The 17383-nt window shown below is 65.8% G+C and carries 16 protein-coding genes; 14 read left to right on the top strand and 2 right to left on the bottom strand.

The features are described 5' to 3' along the window. Positions 1 to 9: 9 nt before the first annotated feature. Together AC5Y2L_RS25590 and AC5Y2L_RS25595 are read right to left on the bottom strand one after the other, a co-directional pair. The gene (locus tag AC5Y2L_RS25590) at positions 10 to 681 is read right to left on the bottom strand and encodes a TetR family transcriptional regulator (protein ID WP_499945164.1); all 672 of its coding nucleotides are present in this window, start codon (positions 679 to 681) and stop codon (positions 10 to 12) included. A 93-nt stretch (positions 682 to 774) separates the two neighbouring features. After that, complete coding sequence (locus AC5Y2L_RS25595; RefSeq protein WP_499938017.1) at positions 775 to 1482, bottom strand: TetR family transcriptional regulator; 708 nt, start codon at positions 1480 to 1482, stop codon at positions 775 to 777. A 352-nt stretch (positions 1483 to 1834) separates the two neighbouring features. Here AC5Y2L_RS25595 and AC5Y2L_RS25600 point away from each other — a divergent pair, with 352 nt between their 5' ends. From AC5Y2L_RS25600 to AC5Y2L_RS25665, 14 genes are all read left to right on the top strand, one after another. Beyond that, entirely contained in the window at positions 1835 to 2134 is a 300-nt protein-coding gene (locus AC5Y2L_RS25600; protein ID WP_499938015.1) for a PE family protein, read from the top strand. Between the two features lie 19 nt (positions 2135 to 2153). After that, complete coding sequence (locus AC5Y2L_RS25605; protein WP_499938013.1) at positions 2154 to 3341, top strand: PPE family protein; 1188 nt, start codon at positions 2154 to 2156, stop codon at positions 3339 to 3341. Between the two features lie 136 nt (positions 3342 to 3477). Beyond that, entirely contained in the window at positions 3478 to 4272 is a 795-nt protein-coding gene (locus AC5Y2L_RS25610; RefSeq protein ID WP_499938011.1) for a glycosyltransferase family protein, read from the top strand. After that, the gene (locus tag AC5Y2L_RS25615) at positions 4269 to 4931 is read left to right on the top strand and encodes a PIG-L deacetylase family protein (protein WP_499938009.1); all 663 of its coding nucleotides are present in this window, start codon (positions 4269 to 4271) and stop codon (positions 4929 to 4931) included. The genes AC5Y2L_RS25610 and AC5Y2L_RS25615 overlap by 4 nt, the downstream gene beginning before the upstream one ends. Before the next feature lie 45 nt (positions 4932 to 4976). Then, positions 4977 to 6020, top strand: a complete 1044-nt coding sequence (locus tag AC5Y2L_RS25620; RefSeq protein ID WP_499938007.1) for an NAD-dependent epimerase/dehydratase family protein — start codon at positions 4977 to 4979, stop codon at positions 6018 to 6020. Next, complete coding sequence (gene rfbC / locus AC5Y2L_RS25625; RefSeq protein ID WP_499938005.1) at positions 6017 to 6583, top strand: dTDP-4-dehydrorhamnose 3,5-epimerase; 567 nt, start codon at positions 6017 to 6019, stop codon at positions 6581 to 6583. The genes AC5Y2L_RS25620 and rfbC overlap by 4 nt, the downstream gene beginning before the upstream one ends. A 51-nt stretch (positions 6584 to 6634) precedes the next feature. Further along, the gene (locus tag AC5Y2L_RS25630) at positions 6635 to 7483 is read left to right on the top strand and encodes a WecB/TagA/CpsF family glycosyltransferase (protein ID WP_499938003.1); all 849 of its coding nucleotides are present in this window, start codon (positions 6635 to 6637) and stop codon (positions 7481 to 7483) included. Positions 7484 to 7499: 16 nt separating this feature from the next. Then, positions 7500 to 9005 carry a sugar transferase gene (locus AC5Y2L_RS25635; protein ID WP_499938001.1) on the top strand — a complete coding sequence of 502 codons (1506 nt, stop codon included), beginning with the start codon at positions 7500 to 7502 and terminating at the stop codon, positions 9003 to 9005. Between the two features lie 12 nt (positions 9006 to 9017). Beyond that, entirely contained in the window at positions 9018 to 10514 is a 1497-nt protein-coding gene (locus AC5Y2L_RS25640) for an oligosaccharide flippase family protein (RefSeq protein WP_499937999.1), read from the top strand. After that, complete coding sequence (locus AC5Y2L_RS25645) at positions 10511 to 12541, top strand: glycosyltransferase (protein ID WP_499937997.1); 2031 nt, start codon at positions 10511 to 10513, stop codon at positions 12539 to 12541. Before AC5Y2L_RS25640 ends, AC5Y2L_RS25645 begins: the two co-directional genes overlap by 4 nt. Continuing rightward, complete coding sequence (locus AC5Y2L_RS25650) at positions 12538 to 14022, top strand: hypothetical protein (RefSeq protein WP_499937995.1); 1485 nt, start codon at positions 12538 to 12540, stop codon at positions 14020 to 14022. Before AC5Y2L_RS25645 ends, AC5Y2L_RS25650 begins: the two co-directional genes overlap by 4 nt. A gap of 121 nt (positions 14023 to 14143) precedes the next feature. Then, positions 14144 to 15373 carry a class I SAM-dependent methyltransferase gene (locus tag AC5Y2L_RS25655; protein WP_499937993.1) on the top strand — a complete coding sequence of 410 codons (1230 nt, stop codon included), beginning with the start codon at positions 14144 to 14146 and terminating at the stop codon, positions 15371 to 15373. Between the two features lie 59 nt (positions 15374 to 15432). Continuing rightward, on the top strand, positions 15433 to 16518 hold the full coding sequence (locus AC5Y2L_RS25660) for a class I SAM-dependent methyltransferase (protein WP_499937991.1): 1086 nt from the start codon (positions 15433 to 15435) through the stop codon (positions 16516 to 16518). An 8-nt stretch (positions 16519 to 16526) separates the two neighbouring features. Next, on the top strand, positions 16527 to 17360 hold the full coding sequence (locus AC5Y2L_RS25665; protein ID WP_499937989.1) for a class I SAM-dependent methyltransferase: 834 nt from the start codon (positions 16527 to 16529) through the stop codon (positions 17358 to 17360). Positions 17361 to 17383: the final 23 nt, after the last annotated feature.

Here is a 17383-nt window from a genome sequence, read left to right on the forward strand (position 1 = left end):
GGCTGCCGGCTACTCCCGCCCATGGCGCAACGATTCACGCGCCAGGAATTCCCGGAAATACGGAGCTGCTGCCTCGGTGGCGATGCCGGCGAGCAGAATTGCCCACAGTTGACCGATCCGTTCAGCGAAGTCGCCGGCGAAGCCGTCGCCTCCCCGGGAGTCGTCCGGAACCGCGTTGTGCAGCAACCGCATTCCCAGCACGGCGCCGATGATCGATTCGCTGACCGTCGTCGGCTCGACGTCTGGTCTGAGGTCCCCCTCGGCGGCCGCCCGCCGGGCCTGCTCGTTCATCAACTCGACCAGGCCGGCGCCAAAGCGCCCGGCGGCTTCGTTGAATCCGCCCAAAGCGGAGGCCAGTCGCTCGGCCGCCCGGGCCATTTTGTCGGAGGTGAGCACCTCGGCGATGGTGAACGTGCCGTGGATCATGTTCTCCACCGCCGGCGACGACGACCCACAAACATTGCGGAACGCTGCCGATATCGTGTTCGAGCCTTCTTCGATGATCGCCGACGCCAGCGATTCCTTGGAATCGAAGTGGTGATACAAGGCGCCCTTCGTCATCCCGGTCCGCTCGATGATCGTGCCCCACGCGGCAGCGGCGTAGCCGACCTCGCCGAACACTTCGATCGCGGCATCGAGTATCCGTCGCCGGGTAACTTCAGACCGAACCTGGCGGGCCATCGCTCCTGCACCTCCGGAGTTTGGTGTCGCATCGCGTAGATTCCGGATGTCGGAGCCCATATTCCCCGGCCAGGGACCTAACGACTGAAGACGTTACACGCTCGCCTCCGGCGAATCACCGGTCTGGTCAGCGGAATCGGCGCCGGCCAAGCTGGTGTTGATGGCGAGCGCTGTTCGACGCCTGACGAATTGGCTGAAGTAATCGGTCCGGTCCGGTTGCAGGATGCCGTCGAGCACCATGACCCAACTCTTCTCGAAGTGGGTCAGAAAGCGTTCCGGCTCGTCCAGGTTGCTCGTCTGGCGTAGACCCAGATGCAGCGAGACGATGAGCCGAGCCAAATCCACCGGATCACAGCGTTTGTCGACGTCACCCTCGGCGATAGCACGCTCGGCTGCGGTAGCGAACCCGTTGATCCAATCCTCGAACAGCCGCTGCTGCAACCCTTCCGACCGGCCCACCGACTCGAGCAGGTTTATCGCCGCTCGGACCGCATCGGACGTGATGTCATGGATGACTATCAGGTAGGAGGCATCGATGAGGGTTTCCAGACCCGAAAGCCTGCGTGCCAGAACACCATTCAGCGTGTCGGCACCGTCGACGGCCTGCCGCTCGATGATCGCCACCGCCAGCGCGTGCTTGGACCGGAAATGAAAATACATTGCGCCTTTGGTCAGTTCCGCATCGGCAAGGATGTCATCGAGGCCGACGTCGTGGTAGGCCCGCCGAGCGAACTGGTGTGCGGCGGCCCGCAGAATCTGCCGCCGCGTGGTGTCGGCGCGTCCGTCAGTCGAGTTCGTCATGGGCGATGCGGCAACGAGCCGCCGGTGATTTTGGTCACGGTCCGCCGCAAGCGCGCCGAACGGGGTGGGCGAGCCGGCCGCGGCAGCCCGGCCTTCGCATTCACGTTGCCCTCCTCGAGCAAGAGGCGCACCTGGTCAAGAAAGCGCACGTCCGACGTGTCTGGGGTGGCTTTTTCGAGGTTAGCAGCCCGCCGCGGACCGGCGGAGTTGCGACGCTGTTATCCCAACTGCCGGTGGAGATACTTATAGTACGTGTGTCAGGTGCATACCATGCTTGAAGTATGTATAGTCCCCGATCATATTGCTGCCAGTTTGTTGACGAGGTGGCTAGGGCCAGGGTTAGGGGAAGCGCATGTCGTTCTTGACCACACAACCGGAAGCACTCGCGGCATCGGCCGGCGCCTTGCAAGGCGTCGGCTCATCCGTCAACTCCGGAAACGAGGCCGCGGCGGGTCCACTGACCGGAGTCGTTCCCCCGGCTGCCGATCGGGTTTCGGCGCTGATAGCAGTGCAATTCGCCGCGCACGCCCAGATGTACCAGGCGGTGAGCGCCCAGGCCGCGACGGTTCACCAGCAGTTCGTCGACACCTTGGCCATTAGCTCCGGTTCCTACGACGCCACCGAGGCCGCCAACGCGGCCGCGGCTCGCTGACCCGAACGGACGCTACCCAATGCTGGATTTCGGCGGGTTACCACCGGAAGTCAATTCGACGCTGATGTATGCCGGTCCCGGGCCCGCCTCGCTGATGACTGCGGCGGTGACCTGGGACGAGTTGGCTGCCGAACTCACCTCGGCCGCGGCGGCGTACCGCTCGGTGATCGCCGGACTGACCAGCGGGCGCTGGCTGGGCCCGTCGTCGCTGTCCATGGCGTCGGCCGTCGGACAGTATGTGGCGTGGACAAGCGGAACTGCCGCGCGTGCGGCCGAGGCGGCCAGCCATGCCAGGCTGGCCGTGGATATCTACGAAGCCGCCTTCGCGATGACGGTGCCACCGTCGGCCGTCTACGCCAACCGGGCGCAATTGGCGACGCTGGTCGCAACCAACTTCCTGGGCCAGAATTCGGCCGCCATCGCGGCTACCGAGGCCGAATATATCGAGATGTGGGCCCGGGACGCGGCGGCGATGTATCAGTACGCCGCCAATTCGGTCGAGGTCTCCGACGTCACTCCGTTCACGTCACCACCACAGGTCGACAACCCCGCCGGGTTGACCGCGCAGAGCACCTCGGTCGCGAACGCCGCAGGCGAATCAGGGGCGACGCAGGCCACGCTGGCGCAGGTGGTGAGCTCGATTCCGACCGCGCTGCAAGGACTTTCGACGCCGGCGGGGACCACCGGCTCCACCGGGCTGCTCAGCGGACTGACCGGCGGCCTGTCTGATCCGTCGGCCTCGCTCGGCATGGCGACGAACTTGTCGATGCTCGGCCTCGCCCCACTGTTCGGCCTGTCCAGCGTCCTGGGCATGGCCCAGACCATGCAAAGCATGGCGACCACCGCGGCGACGGAAGTGGGCGGGGCCGCGGCGGAAGCGGCGGCGGGTGCGGCCGAAGCCGCAGGTGCTGCCGAAGCAGCACTGGGCGGGAGCGTGTTGGGCAGCATGGGTCAGGCGGCCGCCCTGGGCTCGCTGTCGGTGCCGCCGGCCTGGACCAGTGTCATCCCGACGGCGCATCTGACCAGCGCCGGAGTTGCCTTGCAGAACGGTGGCATGGGCCCGCTCTCCCAGGCCCCGCCGGCGCTGCTGGGCGGGTTGCCGGGGTCGGCGCGGGGGGCGGCCCCGGCGGCAGGCCCGCGCTATGGACAGGTACCGACCGTGATGGCCCAACCGCCGTCGGGCGGTTACGGCTCGGCCGTCGTCTAGGAAGCCAGGCCATGCTAACCCAACATTCGCTAACCCACTGGCGGGCCGCCATTCATACCTCAAGTATGTGGCGGCCACGATATCGGCATCTCGGGTATGTAGACGCAACAGGTAGTCGAGTAGAGGGATGGGTGTCATGAAGGTCGTGCTTTTTTGCGGCGGCTACGGCATGCGCATGCGTAGCACTGATGGCGATCTGGTCCCCAAACCGCTGCAGATGGTCGGACCCCGGCCGTTGTTGTGGCACGTGATGCGCTACTACGCGCATTACGGGCACAAGGAGTTCATCCTGTGTCTGGGCTACGGCCAGACCCTGATCAAGGACTTCTTCCTGAATTACCGTGAGATGGAGTCCAACGACTTCGTCATGCGCGCAGGCAGGATCGAGCTGCTCGACTCCGACATGTCGGACTGGACCATCACTTTCGTCGACACCGGTCTGGAATCGCCGATAGGCGAACGGCTTCGGCGGGTCCGCAAGTACCTGGGCAGCGACGAGCACTTCCTGGCCAACTACGCCGACGTGCTGACCGACGCACCACTGGACACCATGATCGAGCGGCTGATCGATAGCGGCGCAGCGGCTTCGATGCTGACCGTCCCGCCGCAATCGTCGTTTCACTGCGTGGATGTCAGCGCTGACGGCGACATCAAAGAGATTGCGCCGGTGACCAAGTTTCCGATCTGGGTGAACGGCGGTTACTTCGTGCTCAAGCAGGAAGTCATCGACCTGATACCGGAGAACGGCGACCTCGTGGGCGACGCGTGCATGGCGCTGGCAGGGACCGGTCGGTTGCTGGGTTACCGGCACGACGGTTTCTGGAAGCCGGCCGACACGTTCAAGGAGCGCGCCGAGCTCGACGCCGACTACAACGCGGGAATCCGGCCGTGGATGGTGTGGGAGCGATCGCCGCAGGAGTGCCCGGCATGATCCCACTCACCACAAAAACCCTCAATTCCGTTGCCGCCATTGGCGCGCACTGCGACGACATCATGATCGGCGCCGGCGCCACCCTGATGCAGATCGCCCGGCACAATCCCGGAGTCGACGTGCACGTGCTCGTGTTCACCGGCGCCGGCACCGAGCGCGAGATCGAGGAAAAGAACGCTCTCGCGACGTTGGGCGCGAACGCGAACGTGAATTTGACCGTGCTCGACCTGCCGGACGGCCATCTGCCCGAACACTGGCGACACGTCAAGCGTCATCTCGGCGAGTTCCGCCGCAGCTGTGAGCCCAATCTGGTGGTGGGTCCCCAACGTCACGACTTCCACCAGGATCACCGTCTGCTGGCCGAACTCGTCCCGACCGAGTTTCGCTCACATCTCGTGCTGGGCTACGAAATCCTGAAGTGGGAGTCCGACCTGCCGAATCCTTCTGTCTACGTGCCGATTCCGGACGATGTGGCGCGTCAGAAGGCACTGTTGCTGACCGAGAGCTATCCGTCCCAGTTGCAGCGTGACTGGTTCGACGACGAAGCGTTCCTGGCGCTGATGCGAGTCCGCGGGGTGCAGTGCCATACCCGCTATGCCGAGGCGTTCGTCGTCGAGAAGGCGGTGCTGACACCGGGCCTCAACCCATCGCCGACGTAGCCAGCCGCAGCGAAACCCACTTGAAACCGACCGAAGGGAAACCGCATGCGTGTGCTGGTTACCGGCACAGACGGATATCTGGGCTGCCTGCTCGCGCCATTGCTTGTCGAAGACGGTCATGACGTCGTAGGTCTGGACACCGGCTATTACCGGACCGGGTGGTTATGCCCCGGCTCACTCGCCGGCACGCCCGGTCTGGAGCCGCCGACACTGATCAAAGACATCCGCGACGTGGTCGTCGACGACCTGCGCGGGTTCGACGCAATCGTGCACATGGCCGAGTTGAGCAACGACCCGATCGGCGACCTCATCGGTGACGTCACTTACCAGGTAAATCACCGGGGCAGTGTGCATTTGGCCGACTGCGCCAAGCGAGCCGGCGTCACGAGGTTCGTGTACATGTCGTCGTGCAGTGTTTACGGCATCGCCGACGGCACGGTCGACGAGTCCAGCCCGGTCAATCCGCTGACGCCCTATGCCAAGTGCAAGGCACTGGTGGAGCGCGATCTCAGCGCGATGGCCGACGATGACTTTTCGCCGACTTTTCTGCGCAACGCAACGGCTTTCGGCGCGTCGCCGCGCATGCGGTTCGACATCGTGCTGAACAATCTGGCCGGTCTGGCGTGGACCGAACATCGCATCGCGATGACCAGTGACGGCACTCCGTGGCGGCCGCTGGTGCACGCGCTCGACATCGCACAGGCGATCCGCTGCGCGCTGCGCGCCGATCGGCAGAACGTGCACGCACTGGTGGTCAACGTCGGCAGCGACGAGAACAACCGCACCGTTCGCGAGATCGCCGAGACGGTCAGCGCCGAGTTCCCAGGCTGTGAACTGACTTTCGGGCCGCCCAATGCCGACAATCGCAGCTACCGAGTCGCGTTCGGCAAGATTCGCGAGGTTTTCAGCGACTTCCGTGCCGCCTGGGACGTGGCCGCCGGGGCGGCCCAACTACACCGCGTGTTCGAAAGCATCGCCATGGAACCCGAGACATTCCACGGCCGCGGACACACCCGGCTCAAGCAAATCGAGTACCTGCTCAAGACCGGGCAGGTCGACGAACGGCTGTTTTGGAAGGAGGCCTCGTGAAGTACACGCCCACGAGCGTAGCGGGGGTGACGATCATCGACATAGAGCCGCACCGCGACCACCGCGGCTTCTTCTCGAGATCGTTCTGCGCCGACGAGTTCGCGCGCTATGGGCTGATTTCCGATGTCTGCCAAACCAATATCTGCTTCAACAACACCCGTGGCACGGTGCGCGGCCTGCACCGCCAGGTACCGCCGTACGCCGAAGCCAAGCTGGTGCGATGCACCCGGGGGGCCATCATGGATGTCGCACTCGACGTTCGCCCGGAGTCGCAGACGTATGGCAGGCACGTGATGGTGGAACTGAGCGCGGAAAACCGCCGGGCGCTGTTCTTGCCGCCGTATGTGGCGCACGGTTTCCAAACTTTGACCGACGACACCGAAGTCGTCTATCAGGTCAGCGGCCCCTACGAGCCCGCTGCCGAAGAGGGATTCCGTTGGGACGACCGGGCTTTCGGCATCAAGTGGCCGCTTCCGGTCACCGTGATGTCCGAGAAGGACGCCAGCTGGCCGGCATCGGGCGAGGCGCCAGAGATCGCGCCGACCGAAAGTGCGGCGTCATGACGACCTGTACGTCGCCGCCCCAGATGCGGGCAAGGAAACGGGGATAGGCCGATGGGCCACGATACTTTGCACCGGGTCCCGATCCGCATGGTCGTCAGCGGCAGCGTCGTCGAGCGCTGCGACGCAGGCGAGGTGCTGTCGATCATCGCTGCGCGTCTGCAATCCCCTGGTCCCGGTTTGGCGGTGGGATCGGTGAACCTGGACCACCTGCACCACTTTCGCAGTGCCGGCGCCGTGCCCGCGGGCCGCCTGGAATGGCTGTTGCTGGCAGACGGCATGCCGATAGCGTGGCGGGGCCGGTTACTGACCGCCAGGCCGTGGCCCCGTGTCACCGGCGCGGACCTCCTGCCGGCCGTGTTGGCGTTGGCCGCAGATGCCGGCCAGCGGGTCGGGTTCTTCGGCGGCAGCACAGCGACCCATTACCAACTGGCGCAGCACGTGCACGACCGCTACCCCGGGCTGCAGGTCTCGGGCATGTGGGCACCCGACGCAGCCGATATCGAAGCAGACTCAGGCACTTTGGCGGCGGCCATCCGCGATGCCGAGACCGACATCCTGGTGGTCAGCCTCGGCAAGCCCCGCCAGGAGCAGTGGGTCGACCGGTATGGCCATGCGACGGGAGCGCGGATATTTCTGCCGTGCGGCGGCGCGGTGGACTTCCTGGCCGGCACGACGCGCCGGGCTCCGCAGTGGATGCAGCGGTTCGGCTTGGAGTGGTGCTACCGGCTCAGTCGCGAACCACGACGGCTGGCTCGCCGATATCTCCTGCAGGGGCCGTTCGCATTGTTGCGCGCCACCCGAGCCCAACTCATCTGTTACCCGGGCGTCTACTACGCCGGCCCGCCCGCCCATGAGCACGCCGTGCTGCCTGCTGCCGCATCCGAAGCAGCATCCGCGTAACCGGAAGGCACTCAGCATGACCACGACGCTAGGAGCCCGAGACGGTGGATCGCCGGCCAATGCACAGCCGGTGCAGCTGCCGCGCTCCAAAGTGGTATCGCGGTGGCAGCAGCAGTATGCCCGCCGATTGCGCATCACCGACTCGTTAATCGTCTGCGCCGCAGTCGTGCTCGCCCAATATGCCCGGTTCGGACGCGAACTGAACACCTCGGGCTATCCCGCCCCGGTGATGACGCTGTTCTCCTGTTTGTTTGCCGCGCTGTGGCTTTCGTCAATCGCCGTATTCCACACCAGGTCGGCGCGGATCATCGGGGCGGGGATCGACGAATACCGGCGGCTGGCCAGCGCATCCTTCTGGACGTTCGGGATCATCGCGATGGTCACGCTGCTGGCCAAGATCGACCTCGCTCGCGGCTACCTGGCCGTCGCCTTGCCCGTCGGCACGCTGGGTTTGTTGGCCAGCCGCAATGCGTGGCGCAAGTACGTCTGGCGCCAGCGGGCCAAGGGCCGTTACCAGACACTGGTATTGGCGATCGGCGACCGGGCCGGCGTATCACAACTGGCATATGAGCTGATCCGCAGCCCGAAGGACGGCTATGTGGTGGTCGGGGTGTGCATCCCCGGATACGGCCCGCCCCGCGGGGATGTGCTGGTGGTTCAGGGCCGCGAAATACCGATCCTGGGTGACGAGACCAGCGCGCTGGCCGCGATTGGGGATTGTTGCGCGGACACGGTGGCGGTGACGCGCACCGAACACTTCGGCGTGCAGGGCATCCGGAACCTGATGTGGCAGCTGGAAACGATGGACATCGACCTGGTGGTCGCGCCGGGCGTGATGGACGTCGCCGGAGCACGGTTGACCTTGCGACCGATTGCCGGCTTCCCACTATTGCATGTCGAGAAGCCGCAATACGAAGGCACACAACGCTTTCAGAAACGTGCGTTCGACTTCTGCTTCGCGCTGGCGGCGCTTATCGCCACTGCCCCGCTGCTCATCACCGCCGCCATCTGGATCAAGTTGACCAGCAAGGGGCCGGTCTACTATCGCGCCGAACGTATCGGCCAGGACGGCGAGCCGTTCACCATGCTCAAGCTGCGGACCATGGTCGACGGCGCCGACCAGCAACTCGCGCGCTTACTGCCGCTCAACGAAGGCGCGGGCGGCATGCTGTTCAAGATCCGCGACGACCCCCGCGTCACCCCGATCGGAAAGTTGCTGCGCCGATTCAGCATTGACGAGTTGCCCCAGTTCATCAACGTGCTCAAGCGGGATATGAGCGTGGTCGGCCCGCGGCCGCCGCTGCGCCGAGAGGTCGAGAACTACGCCGGCGAAGTCAAGCGGCGACTGCTGGTGAAACCGGGTATCACCGGCTTGTGGCAGGTGAGCGGGCGCTCGGATCTGTCTTGGGAGGACTCGGTGCGGCTGGACCTGTCCTATGTCGACAACTGGTCCATGGCAGGTGATCTGGTGATTATCGCCCGGACACTCAAGGCCGTCCTGGCCCGGGACGGGGCCTACTGATGACGGATAGCCATGACTGAGCCGGCAATGAAGACCGCCTGGGCCGTCGACCCCGAATCGCCGGTCGCGACAACGCCTGCCCCGGTGCAGCCGACGCGGATTGCCTATGCGGTGCTCATCCAAATGATCTGTCGTGCACTGGGAATGCTGGCCTCGGTGATCTCGGTGGCGATGACGGCTCGTTACCTTGGCCCGGGGCGTTACGGGCAGCTCACCATCGCGGTCGCCTTCATCGGCATGTGGACCAGCCTGGCCGATCTGGGAATCGGCACGGTGATCGTGCGCCGTGTGACCGCCGGTCGAGGTGACCTGGAGCGGCTGGTCCGGGTCAATAGCGGCCTGTCACTGGTGTATTGCGTTCCGCTGGCGACGGTTGCGGCGCTGTGCGGATTGATGATCTACCGGGACACCGACGTGCGGGTGATGCTGGTGGTGTTGTCCGGGCAGCTGTTGATGCTGACCATGAAGACCCGATTCGAGCCGGTGTTCTTGGCCACCGTCCGGTTCTCCGCGGTGGCCTTCTCCGACGTCGCCGGGCGGCTGGTCACCCTGGCACTCATCACCTGGCTGGTGACACATCGAGCAGACGTCATCTGGTTCGCCGTCGCGCAGCTCCTGCCGCCCCTGCTGCAGCTCGTGATCCAGGGCGCGGCCGCGGCCCGGCACATCTCCCTGCGCCCCGTCTTCGCCCCGGCCGAAGCCAAAGACCTACTGCGGGAAAGCCTCCCGCTGATGGGTGTAATGGTGGTTGGGATCCTCTATTGGCGCACCGACGGTGTGATCCTGTCGTTGGTGAGCAGTCATGCCGAGGTCGGCGTCTACGGGCTGGCCTACATCATCGCGTTCAACACCGAAGCGTTGTCGACCTTCTTCCTCAAGTCGACGTTGTCGACGGCTACCGGCCTGTTCTCCCGCGACGTTGCGGCGTTCGCCCACTTCATGCGGCGCAGCGTCGAACTGATGTATTTCGTGGCCATCCCGGTCGCCGTCGTCGGCGCAGTACTGGCCGGGCCTCTCATCGGACTGTTGGGTGACGCGGCCTACGTCGGCCGTGGGACGCCCACTCTGGGGTTGCTGTTCATCGCGGTCGCGTTGCGATTCGTCTCCGCGACCTTGGGCCAGGGCCTGTTCGCCAGCCACCAGCAGCGCTACTTCTTCCGGTTGTTCCTCGTGGCACTGGCTTTCAACATTGCGCTGAACCTGGCGCTGGACGGGCGGTTCGGCGCGGTTGGCGCCGCCGCCGCGTTGGTGTGCACCGAGCTGTTCGGGTTGGTCTTCGCCAGCTTGCGTCTGCGCCGTCAGTGCGACTACCGCGGCCCGGGCCTGTTCCTGCTGCGGACACTGATCCCGACCGCGGCCAGTGCCGCTGCCGCACTTCTGCTTTCGGGCCAGCACGTGGTAGTGACCCTGGTGACCGCTGCCGCCGTGTATCTGGCCGTCAGCCTGGCGATCGGCCCCGTGAACTGGTCGATGCTGACCTCGCTCTACCGGAATCAGGTGGCGACATGACGACGGAGATGTCTCGCACATGCCCGACCGTCGGCACCGAAAACGTGCCCGCCGCCATGCCGCAGCGGCCGCTTGCCGTGCTGATCGTGACCTACAAGAGCCACGATCTGGTGGAGCAAAGCCTGGCCAGCGTCGCCGAGCAGCTGCCCGGGCTGCCGGTCTATGTCTACGAGAACAGCGGCGATGCCTACCCTGGCCGTCAGGAGCTGGCGGCCCGTCATCCCGAGGTGCATTGGGTGCTCGGATCGGTGAATCTTGGCTTTGCGGCGGCCTTTAACGCGCTGGTGAAACACACACCGCCCGACACCGATCTGCTTTTGATGAATGCCGATACCCGGCTGCGTGGCCCGCTGACCCGTACCCGGGAGTTGCTGCAACAGCCCTGGGTGGCCGCCGTGTCGCCGACGGTGCGTGACGCTGCCGCCCCACGCCGGGTCACGTGGGATGTCGCGCGCCGACGTACCAAGCTGGTCCGTGCCCTGGTGGCCGCCAGCGGTTACTCGGACTTGCTGCGGGGCACACCGCTCTCACAGCTGTATGCCCGACAGCCGGCGGAATCGCAAGAAATCGATGGCTATATCGCGGGTGCGTGCCTGGCGATCAGCCGTGCGGCCTGGGATTCCGTCGGGGGCTTCGACGAGGAGTTCTTCCTGTACGGCGAGGACGTCGACTGGCAGACGCGCGCCCGCGCTGCGGGCTGGCGCGTGGTGCTCGCCGACGAGCTCGGCGTTGATCACGGCACCGCGTCGGTGAACGCTTCCGGTGGCCCCGATTCGGCGCATGGCGGCGACGTCTCGGCCGAGGAGCGCCGCCGGAACCGAGACCTGCTGCGCGCCAACACCGCGCTCATGCTGGAACGTCAGGCCACCGTCCACCACGGCGACGTATACCTGGCCGGCACAACCCTATTGGACCGCCTGCAACGCTCGAAACGCGCCGCACGCCGAGCGGCGTGCGCAACGCCGAGCACGGGCCTGCCGGCGATCGTCATCACCACCAACCGGCTGGTCTACGGCGGCGCCGAACGCCAGAAGTCGGTGCTGGCAGCCGAATTGGCGCGCCGCGGCTACCCGGTCACCATCGCCTGCGTCCAACGGTTCGGCCCGTTGATCAAGGAGATTCCGCACAGCGTGCGCGTGGTTCGCCAGCCGTGGTGGGCGCCGCACGTCGACCTGCCGGCCGGTCCTGCGGTGGTGATCAGTGGGGACACCAACACCGAGACGGGATTTGCCACAGTGTGGCGGGCGTCGGGCGGCAACCGGCGCTGGCTGGTGGCCCCGCACACTCACCCGGACATGCCGATCTACTCCCGTCCGTTGGTCGCCGCCATGAACCGCGCAGACGGTTTCGTCATGCTGGCTCAGCGACATTGGGACATGCTCGGCGAACACCATCGATTCACGCGGCGGCACTTCGTGGCACCCAACGGCGTCGTGGTTCCCGGACCACCCACACCGCGGATGCGGGCCGCCGACGAGCCGGTCCGGCTGGTCATGCTGTCCCGGATCGAGGAGTTCAAAAATCCGCATCTGCTGATCGAGGCGCTCGCGGGTCTGACCGAAATGCCTTGGACGCTCTCCATATTCGGCGACGGGCCCGACCGCGCCAGGCTGGAGGCCCGTACCCCCGCCGAGTTACGCGATCGGGTGCACTGGCGCGGATGGTCGGACGGCCCCGGACCAGCCCTCGCGGCCGCCGACCTGCTGTGCATGCCGAGCCGCTGCGAGACGTTCCCCTTGGTCATCCTCGAGGCGATGGCCCGCGCCATCCCCGTGGTCTCATCGGCGGTTTGTGCCGTGCCGGAAATGCTCGATTTCGGCAAGGCAGGATTCCTGGTCGACGACATCACGGTGGCGGGATGGCGGAAGCGGCTGGCCGAGATCCTGTCCGACCCCGCCGCATTGCCATCGGTCGGCCGGCGGGGCTTCGAGCGAATGACCAAGCACTACACGGTGGAAGCAATGGCCGATGCCTACATCGATGCGATCGACGAGGTGCTAGGCGCACCAGCAAGAGGTGCCGCATGAGCATCGGATCAGGCTGGAAGACAACGATTTCCGGAAGAATTCGGCGCGACGAGCACCGTCATCCGACGGCCGGCGAAGAGTTTGCGCCGATGTACGAAACGGTGATCTTGGGCGGCGGTCCGGCCGGAACGGGAGCACTCGTCTGGGCCGCGCGGCACGGGCGCCTGGGCGCATGGCTCGACAGCGGAGTCGCCCTGGTCGAGCAGGCCAGCCAGCTCGGCGGCACGCTCGGCCAATACCCACTGAACGCAGGCTCGCTGGGCACGACATTCCTGGAATGTCTCGACGGGCCGCACTGTGAGCCCCTGTTGGCGGAGCTGAGGGCCGATCCCGTGACGGCCCAGCTGGAACGCTGGCGCGGGTGCAGGCCGGCGCTGCGGCTGGTCAGCCGTTTCCAGCGGTGCCTCGGTGCCGGCCTGCTAAGGGAGTTCGCCCGCCATCCGAACAGCCGCGCCCTGACCGGCGCAACCGCGCTGGCAATCCGCCAAGAACGCGACGGATCGATCGCTGTGTTGGTCGCAACCGACGACGGGGGGCGCAGCGTCATCCGCGCGGCCAGCGCCGTCGTCGCACTGGGCGGGCGGCCGAATACCGCGTGGACTGGCGTAGAGCTCGGCAGTGGCCTGTACTTGGGCGATTGGCGGAGCAAGATTTTCGCCAGCCATCGGCTGCTGACGCGCGGCGGCGCTCAGGAGGTGGCGCGACGGCTCGCCCGCACCGACCGTGAGCCGCAAGTGGTCATAGTGGGCGGGTCGCACAGCGCCTTTGCGGCGGCATGGACGCTGCTGGAAGAAGTCCCCGGGCTGAGCTTCGGCCCGCGCGGCGTGCACATCCTCCATCGCAGCGAACCGCGCCCCACGTACGTTTCGCGCGGTGCGGCATGGGCCGATAACTACGAGTTCTCCGAACGCGATGTCTGCCAGGCCACCGGTGAGGTGCACCGGCTCGGCGGATTACAGGGCGACGGCCGCGAAATATGGCGGCGTATACACGGCAAACCGGGAACACAGCGGGAGGAGCGCGCCCTCATCATGCCGATTGCCGGCCTGACGCGTGCCGAGCTGAAGAGACTGCTCGACGACGCAGACCTGATCGTCCCGGCCCTCGGATATCGCCTGGCGACCATCCCGATCTACGACGCGAACGGCCGTCGGGTGCCGTTGGCCAGCACCGGCCCGGCCGTCAGGGCAGACGCTCGCCTGCTCGCCGCCGACGGCACCCCCGTTGCCGGCGTATTCGGCGTGGGGCTGGGCAGCGGTTTCACGCCCTGGGGTGCCATGGCCGGGGAAGCGTCCTTCGCGGGGCAGCACAACAGTCTGTGGCTGTATCAGCACGGCCTGGGCGGGCTCATCTACCACAGCACGCGACGACTGGCACAGCAGATACGCAGTGCCCCAGCAACTTTCGATCCCGCGTTCGCCGCGATCCCAATGGACGCCCGTTCGCAAGATTTCGCGTCGTCGGCAACCAAGGAGGTCTGAGCAGTTGGCTGTCAAGCTATCTAACCCGTTGAGTGCGATGCGAAAGCCCCAGCCCGCACCCGCGCCGCCGACGCCGACGCCGAGTGAAACGAGATCGCGCACGCCGAAAATCGAAACTGGAATGACTTGCCGCCTATGCGATTCGGACCGGCTGCTCAGCGTCTTGGACCTCGGGGCGACTCCGCCGTGCGAAAAGTTCCTCACGGCCGACGAGCTCGACCTGCCAGAACCCACCTTTCCGCTGCATCTGCGGGTGTGCGAGGACTGTCTGCTCTTGCAGATCCCGGCTCTGATCACGCCCGAGGAGACATTCAACGAATACGCCTACTTCGCCTCCTACTCGGATAGCTGGGTGCAGCATGCCAAGAGCTATGTCACCGACACCGTACGACGCCTGAAGCTCGGTCCGGAATCTTTCGTGGTGGAGGTCGCCAGCAACGACGGCTACCTGTTGCAACATTTCGTCACCGCGGGCGTGCCGTGCCTGGGCATCGAGCCGTCGCTGAATGTGGGTGCGGCCGCCCGCGACCGCGATGTGCCCACGGTGTCAGCGTTTCTCGACCCGCAGATAGCCCAGGGCATTCGCGACGAACATGGCCCGGCTGACCTGGTGGTCGCCAACAACGTCTATGCACACATCCCTGATCTGCGCGGCTTCACCCGGGCCTTGCGCCGGCTGCTCGCCGACGACGGCTGGCTGAGCATCGAAGTGCACCACGCGCTGCATCTGGTGAAACTTGGCCAGTTCGACACGATTTACCACGAGCATTTCCAGTACTACACGCTGTTCTCGGCCATCAACGCCCTCGCCACCGCCGGGCTGGCCGTCGTCGACGTCGAAGTTTTGCCGACCCACGGCGGGTCGATCCGGGTCTGGGCGCGGTCCGCCGAAGTCGCCGGGCCGCCGACAGACCGGGTGGAAAAGGTGCTGCGCGCCGAGGATGCGGCCGGGCTGCATCGCGCCGACGGCTACCTACAGTTGCGTCCGCAGACCGAGGCCACCCGCCATGCGCTGCTGCGGTTCTTGTTGCAGTGCCGTGCCGAGGGCAAGCGCGTGGTCGGTTACGGTGCGCCCGGCAAGGGCAACACCCTGCTCAACTACTGCGGGATTCGCAGCGATCTGCTGGAATACACCGTCGACCGCAATCCCTACAAGCATGGCCGTTTCACGCCCGGCACCCGCATCCCGATATACGAGCCGGAGCGCCTCGCCGAGGACCGGCCGGACGTGGTGCTGGCGCTGCCGTGGAACCTCGAAACCGAACTGACTGAGCAGCTCGGTTACCTCTCGCAGTGGGGCGGCCAGCTTTTCTTCCCCCTTCCGACCTTACATCCGGCGCGACGACCATGATCCGGAATGCGTTGTACGCGAAGCACATTGATACGCCAGACGCGTGTCGCGGTGCGGCCATGACCTGTCGGGCCTGTGATGGTACCCACCTTGATCGCGTCCTCGACTTGGGCACGGTGCCGGCGGCAGACCATTTTCCGCTGGCCGGCGAACCCGTGACCCCCGAGGAGACGTCGCATCCGCTCGCGATGGATCTGTGCGTTCATTGCGGACTGGCCCAACTCGCGCACGACGACACCGAGACAGCCGAACCGCGCGGCGTCGAGCCTCAGGCCTTGCGCGACCAGGCTGTGGACGCTATCCGGCAGGTGGCCGGCGCGGGCTGGTTACGCGGAAGCACCGTTCGCGAATTCGGCAGCCCACATGGCGGGTCGTGGCTGCCGCTACTGGTCGACCGCGGTTACTCGACGATCGAGCGTGCTACCGAACCAGCCTCCGTGGTGCTCGATTCCTTTGGCATCATGCATGATTCGGACCAGCGTGCGGCATTCCAACTGCGCGCCGACGCGACCGCGCCGGACGGGGTTCTACTCCTGCAATTCCACTCGTTGTTGACGATTGTGCAGAAGGGCCAGTGGAATTCGCTGCGCCACGGCCACTTTGCTTACTACTCGCTGACGGCGTTGACGCGGCTGCTGGCGGCGGCCGGCATGAGCATAGCCTCAGCGTGGGAGTTCGACCTGTACGGAGGAACCGTCTTGGTTGCCGCGGTGCACGGCAACGCCCAACCCGACCGGAGCGTCACCGACATCTTGCGGCGCGAAAGGGAGTTCGGCATCACCGAGCCGGCCGTCGTACAACGACTGCAGCACTCCGCTCAAGACCACATCGCGCGGCTGCGGGACTGGCTGCTGGCGCAGGCAGGCGGCGGGCGCACGGTCTACGGGTATGGCGCCGGCTCCCGCGTCGGTGCGCTGTTCAGCATCGCGGGGGTCGATCGGCGGCTGGTGCGCGCTGTCGCCGACGCGTCACCGGCCAAACAGGGGCGCCGGATACCCGGCACCGACGTGGTTATCGTCTCGCCCGAGCAGCTCATCGCGGCGGATCCCGACCGGGTGCTGCTGACACTGCCGGACCTCTACGACGAGGTACGGCAGAAGTTTCCGCAACTCGACGGGCGCTGGTCAGTCGACATACTGAATTGAGACCGCCAATGCACCTAGTAGACGACAAGCCAACGCTGCCGAATTTCGCCGAGCACCACGAAGACACCAAGAACCACCCCCTTGAAACGCCGTCCGCGCCACAGGAATACGTGCAACGGTATCTGTCTCGGCAGCTAGCGCACCGGCGCGGCGACCGGAAGTCATTGCGCATCATCGACATTGGCTGCGGCCGCGGCGACACCGTGGCGTGGCTGCGCGGGCAGGGTTGGGACGCCTATGGGATCGATATCTCGCCGGAGTACATACAGCGGGGCCGCCAATACCTGGAGGCGCACGGTGACGATCCCACCCGCTTGCGGGTAATCAACCACGACTTCAGCTATCCGTTCGCAGACAACATGTTTGACGTAGTGTTGTCCGACCAGGTCATCGAACACATCGCAGATCTGGAAGCATTCGCCGCAGAGGTGGCGCGGATCTCGGCACCAGGCGCGAGCGGGCTGCACATCTGGGACGCCAAATGGCGTCCCGTCGAAAGCCACCTCAGGTCGCCGTTCGTGCACTGGCTGCCCAAGGGCCGGTTACGCCGTGCCGCGGTGGCGGCGGCCCTGCGATGCGGGCTCGCCGCACCATATTTCACGCAGTTCCCGTTTCGTGACCGGGTCGAGATCTTTCACCGGTTCAGCGAGGAGGAGACCTATTACCGGTCATTGCGCAGCAGCATCGCCACCATGGAGCGGCACGGATTGCGTTGTGACGCACGGCTGAGCGCACAGGACAAGATCGGGCTTCGTCTTCCGGCCGCGCCGAAGGCGACGCTGCCGGCGCTGGGATGGCTCTACCGGCACATGCTGACGGCGGTGGTGGAGACACGCAAGTGATTGGCCGAGCAGACGCAAAATCA

It is taken from the genome of Mycobacterium sp. NGS66 (genome assembly GCF_059812225.1).

Bases quoted from the DNA above. Each gene is read 5' to 3' on its own strand.
- AC5Y2L_RS25590 (WP_499945164.1), bottom strand. From the start codon at position 681: ATGGCCCGCCAGGTTCGGTCTGAAGTTACCCGGCGACGGATACTCGAT.
- AC5Y2L_RS25595 (WP_499938017.1), bottom strand. From the start codon at position 1,482: ATGACGAACTCGACTGACGGACGCGCCGACACCACGCGGCGGCAGATT.
- AC5Y2L_RS25600 (WP_499938015.1), top strand. From the start codon at position 1,835: ATGTCGTTCTTGACCACACAACCGGAAGCACTCGCGGCATCGGCCGGC.
- AC5Y2L_RS25605 (WP_499938013.1), top strand. From the start codon at position 2,154: ATGCTGGATTTCGGCGGGTTACCACCGGAAGTCAATTCGACGCTGATG.
- AC5Y2L_RS25610 (WP_499938011.1), top strand. From the start codon at position 3,478: ATGAAGGTCGTGCTTTTTTGCGGCGGCTACGGCATGCGCATGCGTAGC.
- AC5Y2L_RS25615 (WP_499938009.1), top strand. From the start codon at position 4,269: ATGATCCCACTCACCACAAAAACCCTCAATTCCGTTGCCGCCATTGGC.
- AC5Y2L_RS25620 (WP_499938007.1), top strand. From the start codon at position 4,977: ATGCGTGTGCTGGTTACCGGCACAGACGGATATCTGGGCTGCCTGCTC.
- AC5Y2L_RS25630 (WP_499938003.1), top strand. From the start codon at position 6,635: ATGGGCCACGATACTTTGCACCGGGTCCCGATCCGCATGGTCGTCAGC.
- AC5Y2L_RS25635 (WP_499938001.1), top strand. From the start codon at position 7,500: ATGACCACGACGCTAGGAGCCCGAGACGGTGGATCGCCGGCCAATGCA.
- AC5Y2L_RS25640 (WP_499937999.1), top strand. From the start codon at position 9,018: ATGACTGAGCCGGCAATGAAGACCGCCTGGGCCGTCGACCCCGAATCG.
- AC5Y2L_RS25645 (WP_499937997.1), top strand. From the start codon at position 10,511: ATGACGACGGAGATGTCTCGCACATGCCCGACCGTCGGCACCGAAAAC.
- AC5Y2L_RS25650 (WP_499937995.1), top strand. From the start codon at position 12,538: ATGAGCATCGGATCAGGCTGGAAGACAACGATTTCCGGAAGAATTCGG.
- AC5Y2L_RS25655 (WP_499937993.1), top strand. From the start codon at position 14,144: ATGACTTGCCGCCTATGCGATTCGGACCGGCTGCTCAGCGTCTTGGAC.
- AC5Y2L_RS25660 (WP_499937991.1), top strand. From the start codon at position 15,433: ATGACCTGTCGGGCCTGTGATGGTACCCACCTTGATCGCGTCCTCGAC.
- AC5Y2L_RS25665 (WP_499937989.1), top strand. From the start codon at position 16,527: ATGCACCTAGTAGACGACAAGCCAACGCTGCCGAATTTCGCCGAGCAC.